This window comes from Acidovorax sp. Leaf160 (assembly GCF_001424265.1).
Taxonomy (GTDB): domain Bacteria; phylum Pseudomonadota; class Gammaproteobacteria; order Burkholderiales; family Burkholderiaceae_C; genus Paracidovorax.
Genome location: NZ_LMOV01000023.1, coordinates 84731 through 101999 on the forward strand (window position 1 = coordinate 84731; position 17269 = coordinate 101999).

General features: G+C 68.1%; 14 protein-coding genes. 8 read left to right on the forward strand and 6 right to left on the reverse strand.

The annotated features are described in order from the left end of the window. Positions 1-28: 28 nt before the first annotated feature. From ASF94_RS11090 to ASF94_RS11100, 3 genes are all read right to left on the reverse strand, one after another. Complete coding sequence (locus ASF94_RS11090; RefSeq protein ID WP_056665876.1) at positions 29-760, reverse strand: ABC transporter ATP-binding protein; 732 nt, start codon at positions 758-760, stop codon at positions 29-31. Beyond that, positions 760-1530, reverse strand: coding sequence for an ABC transporter ATP-binding protein (locus ASF94_RS11095; protein ID WP_056665879.1), 771 nt, complete (start codon positions 1528-1530; stop codon positions 760-762). The genes ASF94_RS11090 and ASF94_RS11095 overlap by 1 nt, the downstream gene beginning before the upstream one ends. Positions 1531-1654: 124 nt before the next feature. Then, positions 1655-2473: a TOBE domain-containing protein gene (locus tag ASF94_RS11100; protein ID WP_056665882.1), complete on the reverse strand. Its 819-nt coding sequence runs from the start codon at positions 2471-2473 to the stop codon at positions 1655-1657. 162 nt (positions 2474-2635) lie between these two features. Between ASF94_RS11100 and modA the strand changes: the two genes are divergently transcribed. The 8 genes from modA (at position 2636) to ASF94_RS11140 (ending at position 14887) form a co-directional block, all read left to right on the forward strand. Next, positions 2636-3409, forward strand: coding sequence for a molybdate ABC transporter substrate-binding protein (gene modA, locus ASF94_RS11105; RefSeq protein ID WP_056665885.1), 774 nt, complete (start codon positions 2636-2638; stop codon positions 3407-3409). 36 nt (positions 3410-3445) lie between these two features. Next, positions 3446-4123, forward strand: coding sequence for a molybdate ABC transporter permease subunit (gene modB / locus ASF94_RS11110; RefSeq protein ID WP_056665888.1), 678 nt, complete (start codon positions 3446-3448; stop codon positions 4121-4123). Further along, positions 4120-5214, forward strand: coding sequence for a molybdenum ABC transporter ATP-binding protein (gene modC, locus ASF94_RS11115; protein WP_200933063.1), 1095 nt, complete (start codon positions 4120-4122; stop codon positions 5212-5214). The genes modB and modC overlap by 4 nt, the downstream gene beginning before the upstream one ends. A 609-nt stretch (positions 5215-5823) precedes the next feature. Beyond that, positions 5824-8358 (forward strand): DUF11 domain-containing protein, encoded by a 2535-nt coding sequence (locus ASF94_RS11120; protein WP_082493183.1) that lies wholly within the window; start codon positions 5824-5826, stop codon positions 8356-8358. Between the two features lie 947 nt (positions 8359-9305). Beyond that, positions 9306-11837, forward strand: a complete 2532-nt coding sequence (gene nirB, locus ASF94_RS11125; protein ID WP_056665897.1) for a nitrite reductase large subunit NirB — start codon at positions 9306-9308, stop codon at positions 11835-11837. Positions 11838-11896: 59 nt separating this feature from the next. Continuing rightward, positions 11897-12238: a nitrite reductase small subunit NirD gene (nirD, locus tag ASF94_RS11130; protein ID WP_056667165.1), complete on the forward strand. Its 342-nt coding sequence runs from the start codon at positions 11897-11899 to the stop codon at positions 12236-12238. 64 nt (positions 12239-12302) lie between these two features. After that, complete coding sequence (locus tag ASF94_RS11135; protein ID WP_056665900.1) at positions 12303-13115, forward strand: formate/nitrite transporter family protein; 813 nt, start codon at positions 12303-12305, stop codon at positions 13113-13115. A 20-nt stretch (positions 13116-13135) separates the two neighbouring features. Then, positions 13136-14887, forward strand: a complete 1752-nt coding sequence (locus ASF94_RS11140; RefSeq protein ID WP_056665903.1) for a bifunctional protein-serine/threonine kinase/phosphatase — start codon at positions 13136-13138, stop codon at positions 14885-14887. 29 nt (positions 14888-14916) lie between these two features. Here ASF94_RS11140 and ASF94_RS11145 read toward each other — a convergent pair whose 3' ends face one another. Genes ASF94_RS11145 through ASF94_RS11155 form a run of 3 tightly spaced genes read right to left on the reverse strand, consistent with a single transcriptional unit; the run spans position 14917 to position 17260 of the window. Then, positions 14917-15756 (reverse strand): extracellular solute-binding protein, encoded by an 840-nt coding sequence (locus tag ASF94_RS11145; protein WP_056665906.1) that lies wholly within the window; start codon positions 15754-15756, stop codon positions 14917-14919. Further along, the gene (locus tag ASF94_RS11150; protein ID WP_056665909.1) at positions 15753-16526 is read right to left on the reverse strand and encodes an ATP-binding cassette domain-containing protein; all 774 of its coding nucleotides are present in this window, start codon (positions 16524-16526) and stop codon (positions 15753-15755) included. The genes ASF94_RS11145 and ASF94_RS11150 overlap by 4 nt, the downstream gene beginning before the upstream one ends. Next, on the reverse strand, positions 16523-17260 hold the full coding sequence (locus ASF94_RS11155) for an ABC transporter permease (RefSeq protein WP_056665913.1): 738 nt from the start codon (positions 17258-17260) through the stop codon (positions 16523-16525). Before ASF94_RS11155 ends, ASF94_RS11150 begins: the two co-directional genes overlap by 4 nt. Positions 17261-17269: the final 9 nt, after the last annotated feature.

Genomic DNA, 17269 nt, shown 5'->3' on the forward strand with positions numbered 1-17269 from the left:
ATCTCGATCAATGACGCGGCCGCCGGGCTCAGACGCCGAGCAGCTCGTTCAGCACCGGCATGCGCGCTTCCAGCTCGGACGCGCCGAACTGCAGGGCGATCCGGCCGTGCTCCATGACGTAGAAGCGGTCGGCCAGCGGCGCGGCGAAGCGGAAGTTCTGCTCCACCATCACCACCGTGTAGCCCTTCTGGCGCAGCGTGATGATCATGCGGGCCAGGGCCTGCACGATGACCGGCGCCAGGCCTTCGGAAATCTCGTCCAGCAGCAGCAGCTTGGCGCCGGTGCGCAGGATGCGCGCCACGGCCAGCATCTGCTGCTCGCCGCCCGACAGGCGGGTGCCCTGGCTGTGGCGGCGCTCGGCCAGGTTGGGGAACATGGCGTAGATCTCTTCGACCGGCATGCCCGGCGTGCCGGTCTTCAGCACCGGCGGCAGCAGCAGGTTCTCTTCGCACGAGAGGCTGGAGAAGATGCCGCGCTCTTCCGGGCAGTAGCCCACGCCCAGGTGGGCGATGCGGTGGGTAGGCATGCCGATGGTCTCGACGCCGCCGATCTTCACCGAGCCCTTGCGTGCGCCGGTCAGGCCCATCACCGCCCGCATGGTGGACGTGCGGCCGGCGCCGTTGCGGCCCAGCAGGGTGACGACTTCGCCCGGCTGCACGACGATGTCGACGCCGTGCAGCACGTGCGACTCGCCATACCAGGCTTCGAGGTTGCGGATTTCCAGGGCGGGCTGGCCGGCAGAGGTTCGCGGGGCGGCCATCAGTGCGCTCCTTGCAGCTGGCCGTCGGTGGTACCCATGTAGGCTTCCATCACCTGCGGATTGCGGGAGACTTCTTCATACGGACCTTCTGCCAGCACGGCGCCGCGCTGCAGCACCGTGATGCAGTCGGCGATGGTGGAGATGACTTTCATGTTGTGTTCGACCATCAGAATGGTGCGCCCCGCCGACACCTTCTTGATGAGCTGCGTGACACGGTCCACGTCTTCGTGGCCCATGCCCTGGGTGGGCTCGTCGAGCAGCATCAGCTCGGGCTCCATCGCCAGCGTGGTGGCGATCTCCAGCGCGCGCTTGCGGCCGTAGGGCAGGTTCACGGTCATCTCGCCGGCCAGGTCTTCCAGCCCGACTTCGGCCAGCAGCTGCATCGCCCGGTCGTCCAGCTGCCTGAGGGTGCTGGCGCTGCGCCAGAAATGGAACGAGGTGCCCAGCTGGCGCTGCAGGCCCAGGCGCACGTTTTCCATCAGCGTCAGGTGCGGGAAGACGGCCGAGATCTGGAACGAGCGGATCACGCCGCGCCGCGCGATCTGCGCGGGGTGTTCGCGCGTAATGTCGTGGCCGTTGAAGAGGATGGTGCCGGACGTGGGTTCGAGGAACTTGGTCAGCAGGTTGAAGCAGGTGGTCTTGCCCGCGCCGTTGGGCCCGATCAGCGCGTGGATCGAACCCCGCCGCACGGCCAGGTTGACATCGCTGACTGCCGTAAAGCCCTTGAACTCTTTGGTCAGGCTGTGGGTTTCGAGAATGACGTCGCTCATGCGCTTGGGGCGGCTCCGTGGTGGGGGTGACCGCGGCCTGGCGCAGGGCCCGGGCGCAGTCCCCGAAGGAATGTTGCAGCGCATCGTAAGTCGGGGCTGCAAGCCCGCGACATGGGGCAAATGCCTATGTAGAAACGCTATGCGGGCCAACCCTGTCAGTCGGCGCCGCAGGCCCCACGGCCAGCACCATCGCGGCCTCGTCGGCCTGCAACACCACCCGCGCCCGGCTGCGCAGGCCGCTGCCCGGCGGCGCGAAGCCGACCATCTGCACGCCTGCGTCGAGCTGCGCGGAAACCTCGTCGCCTGCCGTGCCGCGAGACACGCGCGTCACCCGGCCCGGCCAGGCATTGGCCCCGGGCACCACCGCCGCGCCCGCACCGGCCACCCGCACGGCGGTGGCCTTGCACAAGGCCTGCACCGGCAAGCCGGGCACCAGGCCCAGCAGCTCGGCGCTCTCGCGCGTGATGCGCGCCCGGGCGACCAGCGCCTGGCTGGCGGGCCCATCGCCCGCCAACTGCACCAGCACCAGCGGGCCGTGGCGCTCGATCGACGCCACCACGCAGGGCCACTGGTTGCGCATGCTGGTGCGCACGGCCAGCCGGGCGACGGCCTGGCTGCCCTGCGGGAGGCCGGAGCCGACCTGGGCGAGCGCCGTTCGCCGGGCCTGCTCCACCGCCTCGGCTGCGGCCAGCAGCTGGCGGCCCGCATCGGTCAGCCGCGCACCGCCACCGCCCGATCCGCCCACCACCTTCTCGACCAAGGGCACACCCGCCAGGTTGGTGAGCGTGTCCACCGCCTGCCAGGCAGCCTTGTAGCTCACGCCCACCTGCCGCGCGGCCTGCGAGATGGAGCCGCCCTCGCCGATATGGCGCAGGATGTCGATGCGCCGGTCGGTCATGCCGTGGCCGAGTGCTTCGGAGAAAGCCAGTCGTGGTTCTTGCATGGCCCGATCATGCCGCTGCCAGCCCCCGGTCGCCCGGTCGGCCGGTCGGCCGGTCGCCCGGCGGCACCGTCTCCCGGCGCACAGCCGCTGGCGCACAACCGCTGGCGAAAAGCACGCTGGCTATACTTCGCTATTCATCATTGGAATAGCGACAGGCCAGCCATGCACTTTGCTCCCCCGCCCTCCACAGCCCGCTCCGGCCTCCTCGGCCTGGCGCTGCTCGCCTGTCTCTCGGCACCTGCCGATGCGGACGAGGTATCGGTCGCGGTCGCGGCGAACTTCATCGCGCCCATGCAGCAGATCGCTGCGGCCTTCGAGCGCGAAAGCGGCCACCAGGTCACGCTGTCTTCGGGCGCCACCGGCAAGTTCTATGCGCAGATCACCCACGGCGCGCCCTTCCATGTGCTGCTGGCCGCCGACGACACCACGCCCCAGCGGCTGGAGCAGGAGGGCCGCGCGGTGGCGGGTTCGCGCTTCACCTATGCCGTGGGCCGGCTGGTGCTCTGGAGTGCCCAGCCCGGCTACGTCGACGCACAGGGCCAGGTTCTGCGCACCGGCGACTTCGCCCATCTGGCGGTCGCCAACCCGAAGCTCGCGCCGTACGGAAAGGCGGCCCAGCAGACGCTGGAGAAGATGAGCATCGCCGACCGGCTCAAACCCCGCTGGGTCACGGGCGAGAACATCGCGCAGACCTACCAGTTCGTCGCCACCGGCAATGCGCCGCTCGGTTTCGTGGCGCTGTCGCAAGTGATGGAGAACGGCCGTATCGCACGCGGCTCGGCGTGGCAGGTGCCGGCCGACATGCACGAGCCGATCCGCCAGGACGCGGTGCTGCTGAACAAGGGCCAGGGCCATGCCGCGGCCCGCGCGTTGCTGGGCTACCTGCGCTCGGAGCCCGCGCGAGCGGTGATCCGCGCCTATGGGTACGCCTTCTGAGCGGGCGGCCGCTCACCCTCCCTCACATGCCTGCACATGCACCTGTCGGCTGAAGGCTGGACGGCCATCGGCCTGACGCTGAAGCTGGCGGGCCTGACGACCGCGCTGCTGCTGGTACTGTGCACCCCGCTCGCGTGGTGGCTGGCCCACACCCGGTCGCGCTGGCGCGGTCCGATATCGGCGGTGGTGGCGTTGCCGCTGGTGCTGCCCCCCACGGTATTGGGCTTCTACCTGCTGGTCCTGATGGGGCCGGCGGGGCCGCTGGGCGCGCTCACCCAGTCGATGGGCCTGGGCACCCTGCCGTTCACCTTCGCGGGGCTGGTCGTGGGCTCGGTGGCCTACTCGCTGCCTTTTGCCGTGCAACCCCTGCAACGGGCCTTCGAAACGCTGGGCGCACGCCCGCTGGAGGTGGCGGCCACCCTCGGTGCAGGCCCGGTGGACCGGTTCTTCACCATCGTGCTGCCGCTGGCCCGGCCGGGCTTCATCACCGCCGGCATCCTGAGCTTTGCGCACACCGTGGGCGAGTTCGGCGTCGTGTTGATGCTGGGGGGCAACATCCCCGGTGTCACACGGGTGGTGTCGGTGCAGATCTACGACCATGTCGAAGCCCTTGAATATGCGCAGGCCCACTGGCTGGCCGGTGGCATGGTGGCGTTCTCGTTCACCGTGCTGCTGGCGCTGCAATGGTGGCAGCCGGAGCGCAAAAGCCCATGAGTCCATCGCAGGCGGCCCCCTCGATCGATGCGCAGCTACGGCTTGAGCGCGCCGACTTCACGCTGGACGTGACGCTGGCGCTGCCCGGTCGCGGCATCACTGCGCTGTTCGGCCCGTCGGGTTGCGGCAAGACCAGCTGCCTGCGATCCCTGGCCGGGCTGGACCGGGCGCAGGGCCTCGTCGTGGTCAATGGCGAAGTGTGGCAGGACGATGCCCGTGGCCTCTGGCTGCCCACCCACCGGCGCGGCCTGGGCTACGTCTTCCAGGAAGCCAGCCTCTTTCCGCACCTGACCGTGCGCGGCAACATCGACTACGGCCTGCGCCGGCTGCCTGCGGCGCGCCGCGCCGTCGCGCTGGACCAGGCCGTTGCGCTGCTCGGGATCGGTGCCCTGATGGAGCGCCGGCCAGAGACCCTGTCGGGTGGCGAGCGGCAGCGCGTTGCCATCGCGCGGGCCCTTGCCGCCAGCCCACGCGTGCTGCTGATGGACGAACCGCTGGCCGCCCTGGACGCCCAGCGCAAAGCCGAAGTGATGCCGTACCTGGAGGCATTGCAGCGCGGGCTCGACATTCCCGTGATCTATGTCAGCCATGCGCAGGATGAAGTGGCCCGGCTGGCGGCCCACCTGGTGCTGCTGCGCGCCGGAAGGGTAGAAGCCGCCGGGCCCACGGCCGACCTGCTGGCACGGCTGGACCTGCCGCTGGCCCACGGCGACACAGCGGCGACCGTGGTCGCCGGCACGGTGCTGTCGCACGACGCCACAGACCAGCTGATCACCGTGGGCTTTTCAGGCGGGCAGCTGCAGTTTGCCTCGGCAGGGCACCGGCAGCCCGGCCAGTCGCTTCGGCTGAGGGTGCAGGCCCGCGACGTCAGCCTGGCGCTGGCCCTGCCGCAGGGCAGCAGCATCCTGAATGCCGTGGCGGTTCGGGTCACCGCGTTGCAGGAGGACGGCCCGGGCCAGGTGATGGTGGCGCTCGACGCTTCAGGCACATCGCTGCTGGCCCGGATCACGCTCCGCTCCGCGCGTACGTTGGAGCTGGCGCCCGGGCGAACGCTGTGGGCGCAGGTGAAGGGTGTGGCGGTACTGGGCTGAGCGCGGTGTGCTGACGCAGGTTCGGCCCCAGGGGAGAAGCCCGGCAGGCGCCTGCACACGACACCGGGCGACCAGCCCTGAGGCCCCGTCTGGGGTTCAGGGCGAACCACGAGCGCAGGCGACTGGGCGGCGGATGCAGCCCGTTCCAACCACCCAGGAATCGCGGTTGCGCCGTGCCACTGCCGGGGCGGCTACAGGCCCAGGCTGCTTCGCTCTTCGGCTTCTCCACTTCCATGCCGTCATCCCTGGCTCCTGCCTCGCCGGCCCTTGGTTATGTCTTTATCTCAATATCTCTTTATCGCTTCTTAGCCTTATTGCTTTATCGCGTTTTTGTTTCAGCGCCTGGTTTTCATGTGCCTGACTGGTCACTTTAAAAATCCTTATCCCACAACCAATAGCCACACGATCAGGCAGTGAATTCGCATTTTTCCCATTGACAAAAAATTCGCTTTCAGCCGTGAGATCCCCCACCCACAGCACGGCGAAGAAATATCTCCAGTTAACAATTGTTCACTAACGATAGATAAAGTTACTCAATAAAATTTTCGGTGAGTTTGTCGCTATGACCAACGCCCCTCCCGCACGCAGCGTCAACCACCGAGGAATCGAATGTTCCAATTTTCACTACGCCGATTAATCAAGCTCGGCGCTCTCTCCCTGGCGCTAACCGCGTCGATCGGGCATTCAGCCGTTCGCGAAGGTTTCAACAACAGCACCGCTCCGAATTGGACCATCACGGGCAATTCGCGGCTGACGGCACCCAATATCGATCCCGAAGGACAAGGTTGGCTTCGGCTCAATCCCTTGGCCACCAGCCAGACCGGCCGGGCACTGCTGACCGGATCGTCGCAGGCCTTGGCCTCCAACGTACCGGTGTATTTCGAATTCGAATACGTGTCCTGGGGCGGAACCGGCGCCGACGGCCTCGTGGCTTTCCTGTACGACGCCGACAAGGACATGGCCGGCGCGCGGAGCGGAGGCTCGCTGGGTTACTGCGGAGGTTCCGGGGCCTACCTGGCCATCGGTCTGGATGAATACGGCAACTTTTCAGGCCCTTACGACCGAGACGTGAAGGTCTGCAGATTCAATGACCAAGCAAACACCCGTTCCCAGTACGTCGACAGCGTCGTGATCCGCGGGCCGGAGGGCAGCAACTACCCGATGGTTGCCACCAAGAAATACGCCTCCGGCATCGACTTTCCCCGGGCCACCGCCCGCCCTGCGGCCACCAAGGTGCAGGTGTCGTTACAGCCGGCTACGGTGGGCTACAACATCACGGTCACGTTGATCCGCAACGGCGTGGCCACCAAGATGTTCGACAACGTGTCCTTCCCCTACGCGGCTCCCAACAACGTCCGCGTGGGTTTCGGTTCAGCGACCGGGCTTGACACCAATGTCCACGAGGTGCGGGGTCAGGTGCTGGACGTACTGACCGAAGTTGACGTGGCCAAGCGGTTGACGTCCTCCGACCCGGCCGCGCGTGGCTCGACCGTGTCTTACTCCGTCAGCTACGCCAACGTCTCGAACTTCGAGATCACTGCAGGGAACATCCAGTATGAGGATATCGTGCCTGCGGAGATCGAGAACGTCAGTTGGACGTGTAGCGGGAACGCGTGCCCTGCCCCCAGCGGAAACGGCAACATCCAGGGAGTCAACCAGGGCTCCCTGCAGGCCGGTGAACTTATCCGCTTCGACATTACCGGGCGGCTGTCCCGGAACGTGGCGGATGGGCAAACGATCACAAATACCGCGAAGGTCAGCTTCGTACCCAATTCGCCCTACTCCGGCCCCGAGAAGGAATCCAGCGTCAGCTTCTCCACGCAGGTGACTGCCGATATGGACGTGGCCAAGACCTTGCAGACCCCCACCCCGGCCGCGCGTGGCTCCAATGTGTCTTTTGAGATCACCTACACCAACCGCTCGGCCTTCGAAATGCCTGCGGGCAACATCCGGTTCGAAGACGCCGTACCCGCAGAGATCACGAACGTCAGCTGGACTTGCGCCGGGACGGGGTGCCCTGCCGCCAGCGGAAACGGCAGCATCCAGAGAGTCAACGCTGGCCCGATAGCTGCCGGTGGCACCGTGGTGTTCACGGTGTCCGGCCAGTTGTCCAGGAACGTGACGGATGGGCAGACCATCGCCAATACCGCAAAGGTCAGCTTCGAACCCGCTTCCTCCTACTCTGGCACCGAGAAGCAATCCACCGCCACCGTGACTGCGCGGGTAACTGCCGAGATGGACGTGGCCAAGACCTTGCAAAGCCCGACCCCGGCCGCGCGTGGCTCCAATGTCTCTTTCAGAATCACCTACACCAACCGCTCGGGCTTCGAAATGCCTGCGGGCAACATCCGGTTCGAAGACACCGTACCCGCCGAGATCACGAACGTCGGCTGGACCTGCGCCGGGACGGGGTGCCCTGCCGCCAGCGGAAACGGCAGCATCCAGACAGTCAACGCTGGCCCGATAGCTGCCGGTGGCACCGTGGTGTTCACGGTGTCCGGCCAGTTGTCCCGGAACGTGACGGATGGGCAGACCATTGCCAACACCGCAAAGGTCAGCTTCGAACCCACTTCCTCCTACTCTGGCGCCGAGAAGCAATCCACCGCCACCGTGACTGCGCGGGTGACTGCCGATATGGACGTGGCCAAGACCTTGCAGAGCCCCACGCCGGCCGAACGTGGCTCTGACGTGTCTTACAAAATCACCTACACCAACCGCTCGGCCTTCGAAGTTCCTGCCGGCAACGTCCGGTTCGAAGACACCGTACCCGCCGACATCACCAACGTCAGCTGGACCTGCGCTGGGGCCGGATGTCCTGCGGCCAGCGGGACCGGCAGCATCCAGGCAGTCAACCGAGGTGCGATGGCTGCCGGTGCCACGGTGGTGTTCACGGTGTCCGGAAAGTTGTCCGACAAGGTGACGGATGGGCAAACGGTGACCAACACCGCGAAGGTCGGTTTCGAGTCGACTTCCACCTACTCCGGCACCGGCAAGCAAGCCACGGCGACCCTGACCGCACGGGTTCCGACCGATATCAAGCAAGTCCCTGCACTGGAGGGCACTGGCCTGCTGATCGCGTCGGGTGCGCTCGGTGCGCTGGGCGCTTTCTTTGCCCGCCGCCGCAACGCGCGCAAGGACAGCTGAGTTCCGGGCAGCTCGCCTGCCTTGCGGTAGGCCCGCAAGGCCCTAAAGCGCGGTGCCCGGGGAGAAGCAAGCGCAGCTTCCCCCGTGGCACCTGAGCCCGACCGGCTGCCGTGGGGCTTCTCCTCGGGTCGGGCACAGGCATCGTGGAATCGCCTGACGGGTGCCGCGGGCGGAGACGTTGGGAAAGAACGCGCCAAGCCCGTCGCACCGGCCCCACAAGCACGCCCCTCTGTTTTCCGTACACCCCCTGGCCCGCGCCGGGGGAGCGCTTTGCACCATGATGGACCGCGCCGGTGAGACCCGCTTGGGGCACACCGGCCCCATTTACGCGATCTGACCCGAAGCCCTTTGTGAACGACACAGTCGCTCTGCAGTCCACCCTGCAAGCCGCGTCACCGAAAGCGACTTCGGGCGCGCCATTCCCCCAGGTCAGGGTCACGACGCCCACGTGAGGATGCTGCCCCGCAGAAACCGTGCGCCAGCGGGCAGGCCGGCTTCCCTGCGGGGCGAGGCACCGACTGCAGCGAGCCACATCGTTGTCGGTAGGACGGACGACACAGCACTGCGGGGCGCAACGCGGCGTCACCGGCACGCTGCGGCGACAGGGCACGCCGCACCCCCAATTGGTGCATTGCTGCACTCTGCGCCCCGGACTGGGGCGCGCTCTGCCTGACCTACGCTGGGACTGCGGCACCGAAGCCCAGGCACGGATCGTGCTCAGTCCACGACGACGCCTGCGGCAGTGCCGCCGCCGGCTCAACAGCCTCCGCCAACGACGGCGGAACCCGATGGCCTTGCGGCAGCCCAGCCGCACCCGCCATCGGCCGTTCCCAACCGACTTACGCCCGCGTCTCGCGGGGGCCCATGTCACGCGCCGCATCCACTCATCGATGCGCGGCACGCAGACCTGCACTCCCCCGCCCGCCGTGGAATTGCAGGATCAACCCATGAAAATCATCGTTGTAGGCCATGGCATGGTCGGCCACAAGCTCCTGGAAGAACTGGAGCAGTTGAAGGTTGCCGCAGAGGTGACTGTGCTGTGCGAAGAGCGGCGTCCGGCCTACGACCGGGTGCACCTGTCCGAATTCTTCTCCGGCAAGACGGCGGACCAGCTGTCGGTGGTGGAGCCTGGCTTCTTCGAGCGCAGCGGCTTCACGCTGCGGCTCGCCGCACGGGCCGCCTCCATCGAGCGGCGCAACAACACCGTCACCACGCTGGACGGCGAGGTGCTGCACTACGACAAGCTGATCCTGGCCACCGGCTCGGTGCCGTTCGTGCCGCAGGTGCCGGGGCGGGACCGGCCGCATTGCTTCGTCTACCGCACCATCGAAGACCTGGAAGGCATGCAGGCCAGCGGCGCCCATTCCAAGACCGGCGTGGTGGTGGGCGGCGGCCTGCTGGGCCTGGAATGCGCCAAGGCGCTGCGCGACCTGGGCCTGGAGACGCATGTGGTCGAGTTCGCGCCGCGGCTGATGACCGTTCAGGTGGACGACGGCGGCGGCCGGGTGCTGCGCAGCAAGATCGAGGCGCTGGGCGTGCACGTGCACACCAGCCGCAACACGGTGGAGATCACCGACGGCGCCATGGCGCGCCACCGCATGGTGTTTGCCGACGGCACCCATCTGGAGACCGACATGATCGTGTTCTCCGCCGGTATCCGCCCGCGTGACGAGCTGGCCCGCCAGTGTGCGCTGGCCCTGGGGCCGCGCGGCGGCGTGGCGGTGGACGACCACTGCCGCAGCAGCGACCGCGACATCTACGCCATCGGCGAATGCGCGTCGTGGAACGAACAGCTCTTCGGCCTGGTGGCACCGGGCTACGACATGGCCCGCGTGGTGGCGCGCCACATCGCCGGCCAGGGCGATGCGGCCTTTGCCGGCGCCGACATGAGCACCAAGCTCAAGCTGATGGGCGTGGACGTGGCCAGCATCGGCGACGCGCAAGGCAAGACGCCGCACTGCCGCAGCTACCAGTACATCGACGAGCGCAAGCAGATCTACAAGAAGATCGTGGTGAGCGAAGACGGCAAGACGCTGCTGGGCGCCGTGCTGGTGGGCAATGCCGACGAGTACGGCACGCTGCTGCAGATGGCGCTCAACGGCATTGCCCTGCCCGACGAGCCCGAATTCCTGATCCTCCCTTCCAGCGACGGCAAGGCCAAGCCGGGCCTGGGCGTGGAGGCGCTGCCCGACACCGCCCAGATCTGCTCGTGCAACAACGTGAGCAAGGGCCAGATCTGCTCGGCCGTGGGCGACGGCGCCTGCACCATCGCCGAGATGAAGGCCTGCACCAAGGCCGGCGCCACCTGCGGCGGCTGCGTGCCGCTGGTCACCCAGGTGATGAAGGCCGAGATGGCCAAACGCGGCATGGCGGTGAACAACCACCTGTGCGAGCACTTCCCGTATTCGCGCCAGGAACTCTTCCACCTCGTTCGCGTGGGCGAGATCAAGACCTTCGACGACCTGCTGGCCCGGCATGGCCGTGGCCTGGGCTGCGACGTGTGCAAGCCGGTCGCGGCCAACATCTTCGCGTCGGTCTGGAACGAGTTCGTGCTGAAGCCCCAACTCGCCAGCCTGCAGGACAGCAACGACTACTTCCTCGGCAACATCCAGAAGGACGGCACCTATTCCGTCGTGCCGCGCATGGCGGGCGGCGAAGTCACGCCCGACGGCCTGATCGCCGTGGGCCAGGTGGCCAAGAAGTACGGCCTCTACACCAAGGTGACGGGCGGCCAGCGCGTGGACCTGTTCGGCGCACGCGTCGAGCAACTGCCGCTGATCTGGGAAGAACTCATCGCCGCCGGCTTCGAGTCGGGCCACGCCTACGGCAAGTCGCTGCGCACCGTGAAGAGCTGCGTCGGATCGACCTGGTGCCGTTACGGCGTGGGCGACAGCGTGGGGCTGGCCGTGGAGCTGGAGAACCGCTACAAGGGCCTGCGCGCACCGCACAAGATCAAGTTCGGCGTCTCGGGCTGTACCCGCGAATGCGCCGAGGCGCAGGGCAAGGACGTGGGCATCATCGCCACCGAGAAGGGCTGGAACCTCTACGTCTGCGGCAACGGCGGCATGAAGCCGCGCCACGCCGAGCTGCTGGCGTCCGACCTGTCCAAGGAGCAGCTGGTGCAGCTGGTGGACCGCTTCCTGATGTTCTACGTGCGCACGGCCGACCGCCTGCAGCGCACCAGCACCTGGCGCGACAACCTGGAGGGCGGGCTGGACTACCTGAAGGGCGTGGTGGTGAACGACACGCTGGGCCTGGCTGCCGAACTGGAGGCCCAGATGCAGCATGTGGTCGACACCTACCAGTGCGAATGGAAGACCGCCGTGACCGACCCCGCCGTGCGCCAGCGCTTCCGCACCTTCGTCAACAGCAGCCAGCCGGACGAGCACATCGTGTTCGTGAACGAGCGCGGCCAGATCCGCCCGGCCCGCGCCGACGAACGCGGTCCCGCCGTGGCCGAAGCGGAGGCGGCCGCATGACGCTCTCGACCGCCGCATTGCACGAAGCCATCGACATCGCCACCGACAGCCACGCCGCCATGAGCACCGAAACCTCTCACTTCCACGACATCTGCGCCGTCAGCGACATCGTTCCCGCCACCGGGGTCTGCGCCTTGGTGGAGGGCCGCCATGTCGCAGTCTTCCGCGTGGGCCAGGGGCAGTTCCACGCCATCGACAACGTCGATCCGCAGTCCGGCGCCAGCGTGCTCTCTCGCGGGCTCGTCGGCAGCCTGGGCGACCGCGTCGTGGTGGCGTCGCCGCTCTACAAGAACCACTTCGACCTGCGCACGGGCGAATGCGTGGAAGCACCGCAGAACTCGGTGCGGGCGCACACCGTGCGCATCGAGGGCGAGCGGGTGCTGCTCGCGCTGTCCCGCTGAACCGCTGCAGCCGCCAGCGACCCACCCCATCCAAGATTTCATCGAACCTTCGACTGCACACACCATGGCCTACCTCGCTCCCTCCGAATTCGTCACCAAGATGGTGGACTCCGGCGAATCCAAGCTGCTGATGTCCACGCGCGACACCCTGATCCGCTCCTACATGGCGGGCGCCATCCTGGCGCTGGCCGCGGCCTTCGCCGTGTCGGTCACCGTGAACACCGGCAACGCGCTGGTGGGCGCCATGCTGTTCCCGGTCGGCTTCATCATGCTGTACCTGCTGGGGTTCGATCTGCTCACCGGCGTCTTCACGCTGGCGCCGCTGGCCGTCTTCGACAAGCGCCCGGGCGCCACCTGGGCCGGCGTGCTGCGCAACTGGGGGCTGGTGTTCTGCGGCAACTTCGCCGGCGCGTTCACGGTGGCCGTGTTCATGGCCATCATCTTCACCTTCGGTTTCTCCGAGGCACCCAACGCCATCGGCCAGAAGATCGGCCACATCGGCGAAGGCCGCACGGTGGGCTACGCGGCGCACGGCGCGGCGGGCATGCTGACGCTCTTCATCCGGGGCGTGCTGTGCAACTGGATGGTCTCTACCGGCGTGGTGGCGGCCATGATGTCCACCACCGTCTCGGGCAAGGCCATCGGCATGTGGATGCCGGTCATGGTGTTCTTCTACATGGGCTTCGAACACTCCATCGTGAACATGTTCCTCTTTCCCATCGGCCTGATGCTGGGCGGCCAGTTCACGTTCATGGACTACCTGATCTGGAACGAGATCCCGACCGTGCTGGGCAACCTGGTGGGGGGCCTGACCTTCGTCGGCGCCGCGCTCTACTCGACCCACTACAAGACCGCGCCCAAGCGCCGCGTGAACTGAACCCAGGCGCCTGCAACGCCATGGCCCACGGCCTGCGCGTGACGCTCGGCCAGCACTCGCTGGCGGGGGCGCACGGTGCCAACCAGGACTTCCACGGCGCGCTGCTGCCGACCGGGCACCTGCTCGCCAGCAAGGGCATCGCCCTGGCGCTGGCCGACGGCATCAGCTCCAGCGCCGTGAGCCAGGTCGCGGCGCAGGCGGCGGTTCGGTCGTTCCTGGACGACTACTACGCCACTTCCGAAGCCTGGTCGGTACGGCGCGCGGCGCAGCGCGTGCTGAACGCAACCAACTCGTGGCTGCACGCGCAGACGCAACGCGGCGAGGGACGGTTCGACAAGGACCGCGGCCATGTCTGCACCTTCACCGCGCTCATCCTCAAGGGGCGGCAGGCGCACTTGCTGCATGTGGGCGACGCCCGCGCCTACCGCCTGCACCCGCAGGCGCTGGAGCAGCTGACCGACGACCACCGGGTGCGCGTCTCGTCCGCAGAGTCGTACCTGGGCCGTGCCCTGGGCATCGGCGCGCATGTCGAGATCGACTACCGCCACTGGGATGCCGAAGCGGGCGACATCTACTTGCTGGCGACCGATGGCGCCTACGAAGGACTGGAAGCCGCCGACGTGCATGCTGCGCTGCGCGCCCATGCGCACGATTTCGATGCGGCAGCCGCCGCGCTGGCGACCCTGTCCCGGGAACGCGGCGGCACGGACGACGCCACCGTGCAGCTGCTGCGGGTGGAGGCGCTGCCCGCAGCCGACGCGCCCTTGCCGCATGCCGCGCGCGAACGCCTGGCTCTGCCCCCGCTGCTGGCCCCGCGCGACCGCTTCGAGGGCTTCACCATCGTGCGCGCGCTGCAGGTGAGCGCGCGCAGCCACGTGCACCTGGCCACCGACGATGCGAGCGGCCAGGCGGTGGTGTTGAAGACCCCGTCGGTCGACCTGCGCGAACAGCCGGCCTATCTGGACGCCTTCGTGCTGGAAGAATGGGTGGCGCGGCGCATCGACAGCCCCCATGTCGTGAAAGCCTGGGCCGGCGAGCGGCCGCGCAGCCACCTCTTCGTGGCGCTGGAGTACATCGAGGGCCAGACCCTGTCGCAGTGGATGGTGGACCACCCCCGGCCCGCGCTGGCCGCCGTGCGGGCGCTGGTCGAGCAGATGGCGCTGGGCCTGCATGCACTGCACAGCCGCGAGATGCTGCACCAGGACCTGCGGCCGGACAACGTGATGATCGACGCCCACGGCACGGTACGGCTGATCGACCTGGCCGCGACCCATGTGGCCGGCCTGGCGGAAAGCGCCACCAGCGAAACCGCCGCACAGCCCCCCGGCACGCTGCAGTACATGGCGCCCGAATACCTGCTGGGCCGTGGCGGCAGCCCGCAGTCCGACATGTTCGCGCTGGCGGCCATCGCCTACCAGATGCTGACGGGCCAGTTGCCCTACGGCCTGAACGCCTCCCGCGTGCGCACGCCCCAGGACGTACGGCGGCTGCGCTACACGCCCGTTCGCCATCTGCGGCCCGACCTGCCCGAGTGGGTGGACGGCGTGCTGTCCAAGGCCTTGGATCCGGACCCGCTGCGGCGGCAGGAAGCCGCCTCGGAACTGGCACACGACCTGCGCTCGCCCGCCCGGTCATTCGGGCGCCGCCGCAGCACGCCGCTCATCGAACGCGACCCGGTGCGGTTCTGGCAGGGCCTGAGCCTGCTGCTGGCGCTGTTGCTGGTGGCCGTGCTGGGCTGGTATGTGCCGGGATGGCAGGCGCTGGGCCGTTGAGCCAGCGGTTGGCCCGGCGGCCCGCGCGCTCAGGGCTTGGCGTTCGGGAAGAAGAGCTGCTCGCCGCCCACCTTGTATTGCGCGATGGTGGTCTGGCCCGACGGCGAGATCACCCAGTCCACGAACTTCTGCGCATCGCCCGCCTTCACGTGCGGATGGCGGGCAGGGTTGACCACCATCACGCCGTACTGGTTGAAGAGCCGGGTGTCGCCTTCGACCAGCACCGCCAGCGCGGCGCGGTTCTTGAAGTTGAGCCAGGTGCCCCGGTCGGCCAGCACATAGGCGCCGCTGGAGGCTGCGATGTTGAGCGCCGGCCCCATGCCGCAGCCGCATTCCTTGTAGGCGCCCCCCTTGCCGCCCTCGCCCACCGCCATCTTCCAGTAGCGCAGTTCGGCCGCGTGCGTGCCGCTCTTGTCGCCGCGCGAGATGAATTCGGCATTCGCTGCAGCGATCTTGCCCAAGGCGGCGACGATGTCCTTGCCGCGCGTGCCGGCCGGGTCGGCGGGCGGGCCGATCAGCACGAAGTCGTTGTACATGACCGGGTAGCGCTGGGTGGCCCAGCCGTCGGCGAGGAATTTCTGCTCGGCCGCCTGGTCGTGCACGAAGAGCACGTCGGCATCGCCGCGCCGCGCCATGTCCAGCGCCTGGCCGGTGCCCACCGCCACCACCTTCACGTCCAGCCCGCTGGCCTGCTTGAAAGCCGGCAGCAGGTGGCTGAAGAGACCCGACTGCTCCGTGGACGTGGTGGACGCCATGGTGATGGACTGTGCCGATGCCCCGCCGACAAATGCTATTAAAATAATAGCTGCAAGCCCTTTATTGACAAGCGCCGCAGGCCGAAAAGACTTCAAATTCAGGCTTCGATTCATACCATTTCTCCTTTGACGAACAGGCGGGCCGCCTCCGGCAGCGGCCCATGAAAGAAGTCGTGTACCGGCAAGTCGGCCATGACGCGGCCGTGCTCCAGGTACACCACGCGGCTGGCCAGGCGCTTGACCTGCCCCAGGTTGTGGCTGCTGAACACCATGGTGACGGGATGCGCCGGGCCGCCCGCGCCGTGGCCGGCTGCGAAGTCGGCCATCAGCGTTTCCACCTCGCGCTTGGCATGCGGGTCCAGACTGGCGGTGGGCTCGTCGAGCAGCAGCACGTCGGGGCGGCGGGCCCAGGCACGGGCCAGCGCCAGGCGCTGCTGCTGCCCGCCGGAGAGCGTGCGGGCGTTCTGCGCCGCGGCGTCCAGCAGGCCGACGCGGCGCAGCGCGCCCAGCGCCTGCAGCCGCGCCGCCTGCCACGGCACGCCACCCAGCCACAAGCCCAGCGCCACGTTGTTCAAGGCGCTGGCGCGCAGCATGAAAGGCCGCTGGAACAGCATCGCCTGACGGCTGGCGGCATCGCGCACCAGCTGGCCGGCGGTGTGCACGGCCAGGCCGTTGAGCACGCGCAGCAAGGTGCTCTTGCCGCTGCCGTTCGCGCCCACCAGCGCCAGGCGCTCGCCGGGCACCACGCGCAAGTCGACGGCGGACAGCGCCTGCACGCGGCCGTACCGCACATCGACGCGCTGCAGCTCGAACAGGGGCGCCTGGGCGCATGCCTCGCCGGTACGGGTCGCGGGCAGGGCTTCGTCGACCCGGCGCGCGCTCATGCAGCCACCCCGATGGCGGGGCCCGCCGCCGCGCCATCGACCCGTTCACGCCAGCGGCGCAGCAGCGCGATGCACACGTTCAACGCCAGCACCACGGCCAGCAGCACGAAGCCGAGCGCCAGCGCGAGGGGCAGGTCGCCCTTGCTGGTCTCCAGCGCGATGGCGGTGGTCATGACGCGGGTGAAGCCGTCGATGTTGCCGCCCACGATCATCACCGCGCCCACTTCGGAAATGGCACGGCCGAAGGCCGCGATCAGCACGGTGAGCAGGGCGTAGCGTTCGTCCCAGGCCAGCAGCAGGCTGCGCAGCAAGGGGCCTGCACCCAGCGACTGCAACTGCTCGCCATGGGCGCGATCGGCGTCCTCCACCAGCTGCCGGGTCAGCGCCGTCACCACGGGCAGCACCAGGATGGTCTGCGCCAGCACCATCGCCTTGAAGGAAAAGAGCCAGCCCCAGCTGCCCAGCGGCCCGCTGCGCGACAGCAGCAGATAGACCGCCAGCCCCACCACCACCGATGGCACGGCGAGCAGCGTGTTCAGCACCGCCAGGACGGCGCCGCGCCCGGCGAAGCGCGCCACGCCCAGCCAGGCGCCCAGCACCAGGCCGGCGCCGCACGCCAGCGCGCAGGCCGTCGCGCTCACGGCGAGGGAGCGGGCGACGATGGTCCACAGGGCGGCATCTGCGGAGGTCAGGAGATCGAGCGCCGTGGCCGCGCTCTGGGTCATCGTGGACATGGGTTGTGG

Bases quoted from the DNA above. Each gene is read 5' to 3' on its own strand.
- ASF94_RS11090 (WP_056665876.1), bottom strand. From the start codon at position 760: ATGGCCGCCCCGCGAACCTCTGCCGGCCAGCCCGCCCTGGAAATCCGC.
- ASF94_RS11095 (WP_056665879.1), bottom strand. From the start codon at position 1,530: ATGAGCGACGTCATTCTCGAAACCCACAGCCTGACCAAAGAGTTCAAG.
- ASF94_RS11100 (WP_056665882.1), bottom strand. From the start codon at position 2,473: ATGCAAGAACCACGACTGGCTTTCTCCGAAGCACTCGGCCACGGCATG.
- modA (WP_056665885.1), top strand. From the start codon at position 2,636: ATGCACTTTGCTCCCCCGCCCTCCACAGCCCGCTCCGGCCTCCTCGGC.
- modB (WP_056665888.1), top strand. From the start codon at position 3,446: ATGCACCTGTCGGCTGAAGGCTGGACGGCCATCGGCCTGACGCTGAAG.
- modC (WP_200933063.1), top strand. From the start codon at position 4,120: ATGAGTCCATCGCAGGCGGCCCCCTCGATCGATGCGCAGCTACGGCTT.
- ASF94_RS11120 (WP_082493183.1), top strand. From the start codon at position 5,824: ATGTTCCAATTTTCACTACGCCGATTAATCAAGCTCGGCGCTCTCTCC.
- nirB (WP_056665897.1), top strand. From the start codon at position 9,306: ATGAAAATCATCGTTGTAGGCCATGGCATGGTCGGCCACAAGCTCCTG.
- nirD (WP_056667165.1), top strand. From the start codon at position 11,897: ATGAGCACCGAAACCTCTCACTTCCACGACATCTGCGCCGTCAGCGAC.
- ASF94_RS11135 (WP_056665900.1), top strand. From the start codon at position 12,303: ATGGCCTACCTCGCTCCCTCCGAATTCGTCACCAAGATGGTGGACTCC.
- ASF94_RS11140 (WP_056665903.1), top strand. From the start codon at position 13,136: ATGGCCCACGGCCTGCGCGTGACGCTCGGCCAGCACTCGCTGGCGGGG.
- ASF94_RS11145 (WP_056665906.1), bottom strand. From the start codon at position 15,756: ATGAATCGAAGCCTGAATTTGAAGTCTTTTCGGCCTGCGGCGCTTGTC.
- ASF94_RS11150 (WP_056665909.1), bottom strand. From the start codon at position 16,526: ATGAGCGCGCGCCGGGTCGACGAAGCCCTGCCCGCGACCCGTACCGGC.
- ASF94_RS11155 (WP_056665913.1), bottom strand. From the start codon at position 17,260: ATGTCCACGATGACCCAGAGCGCGGCCACGGCGCTCGATCTCCTGACC.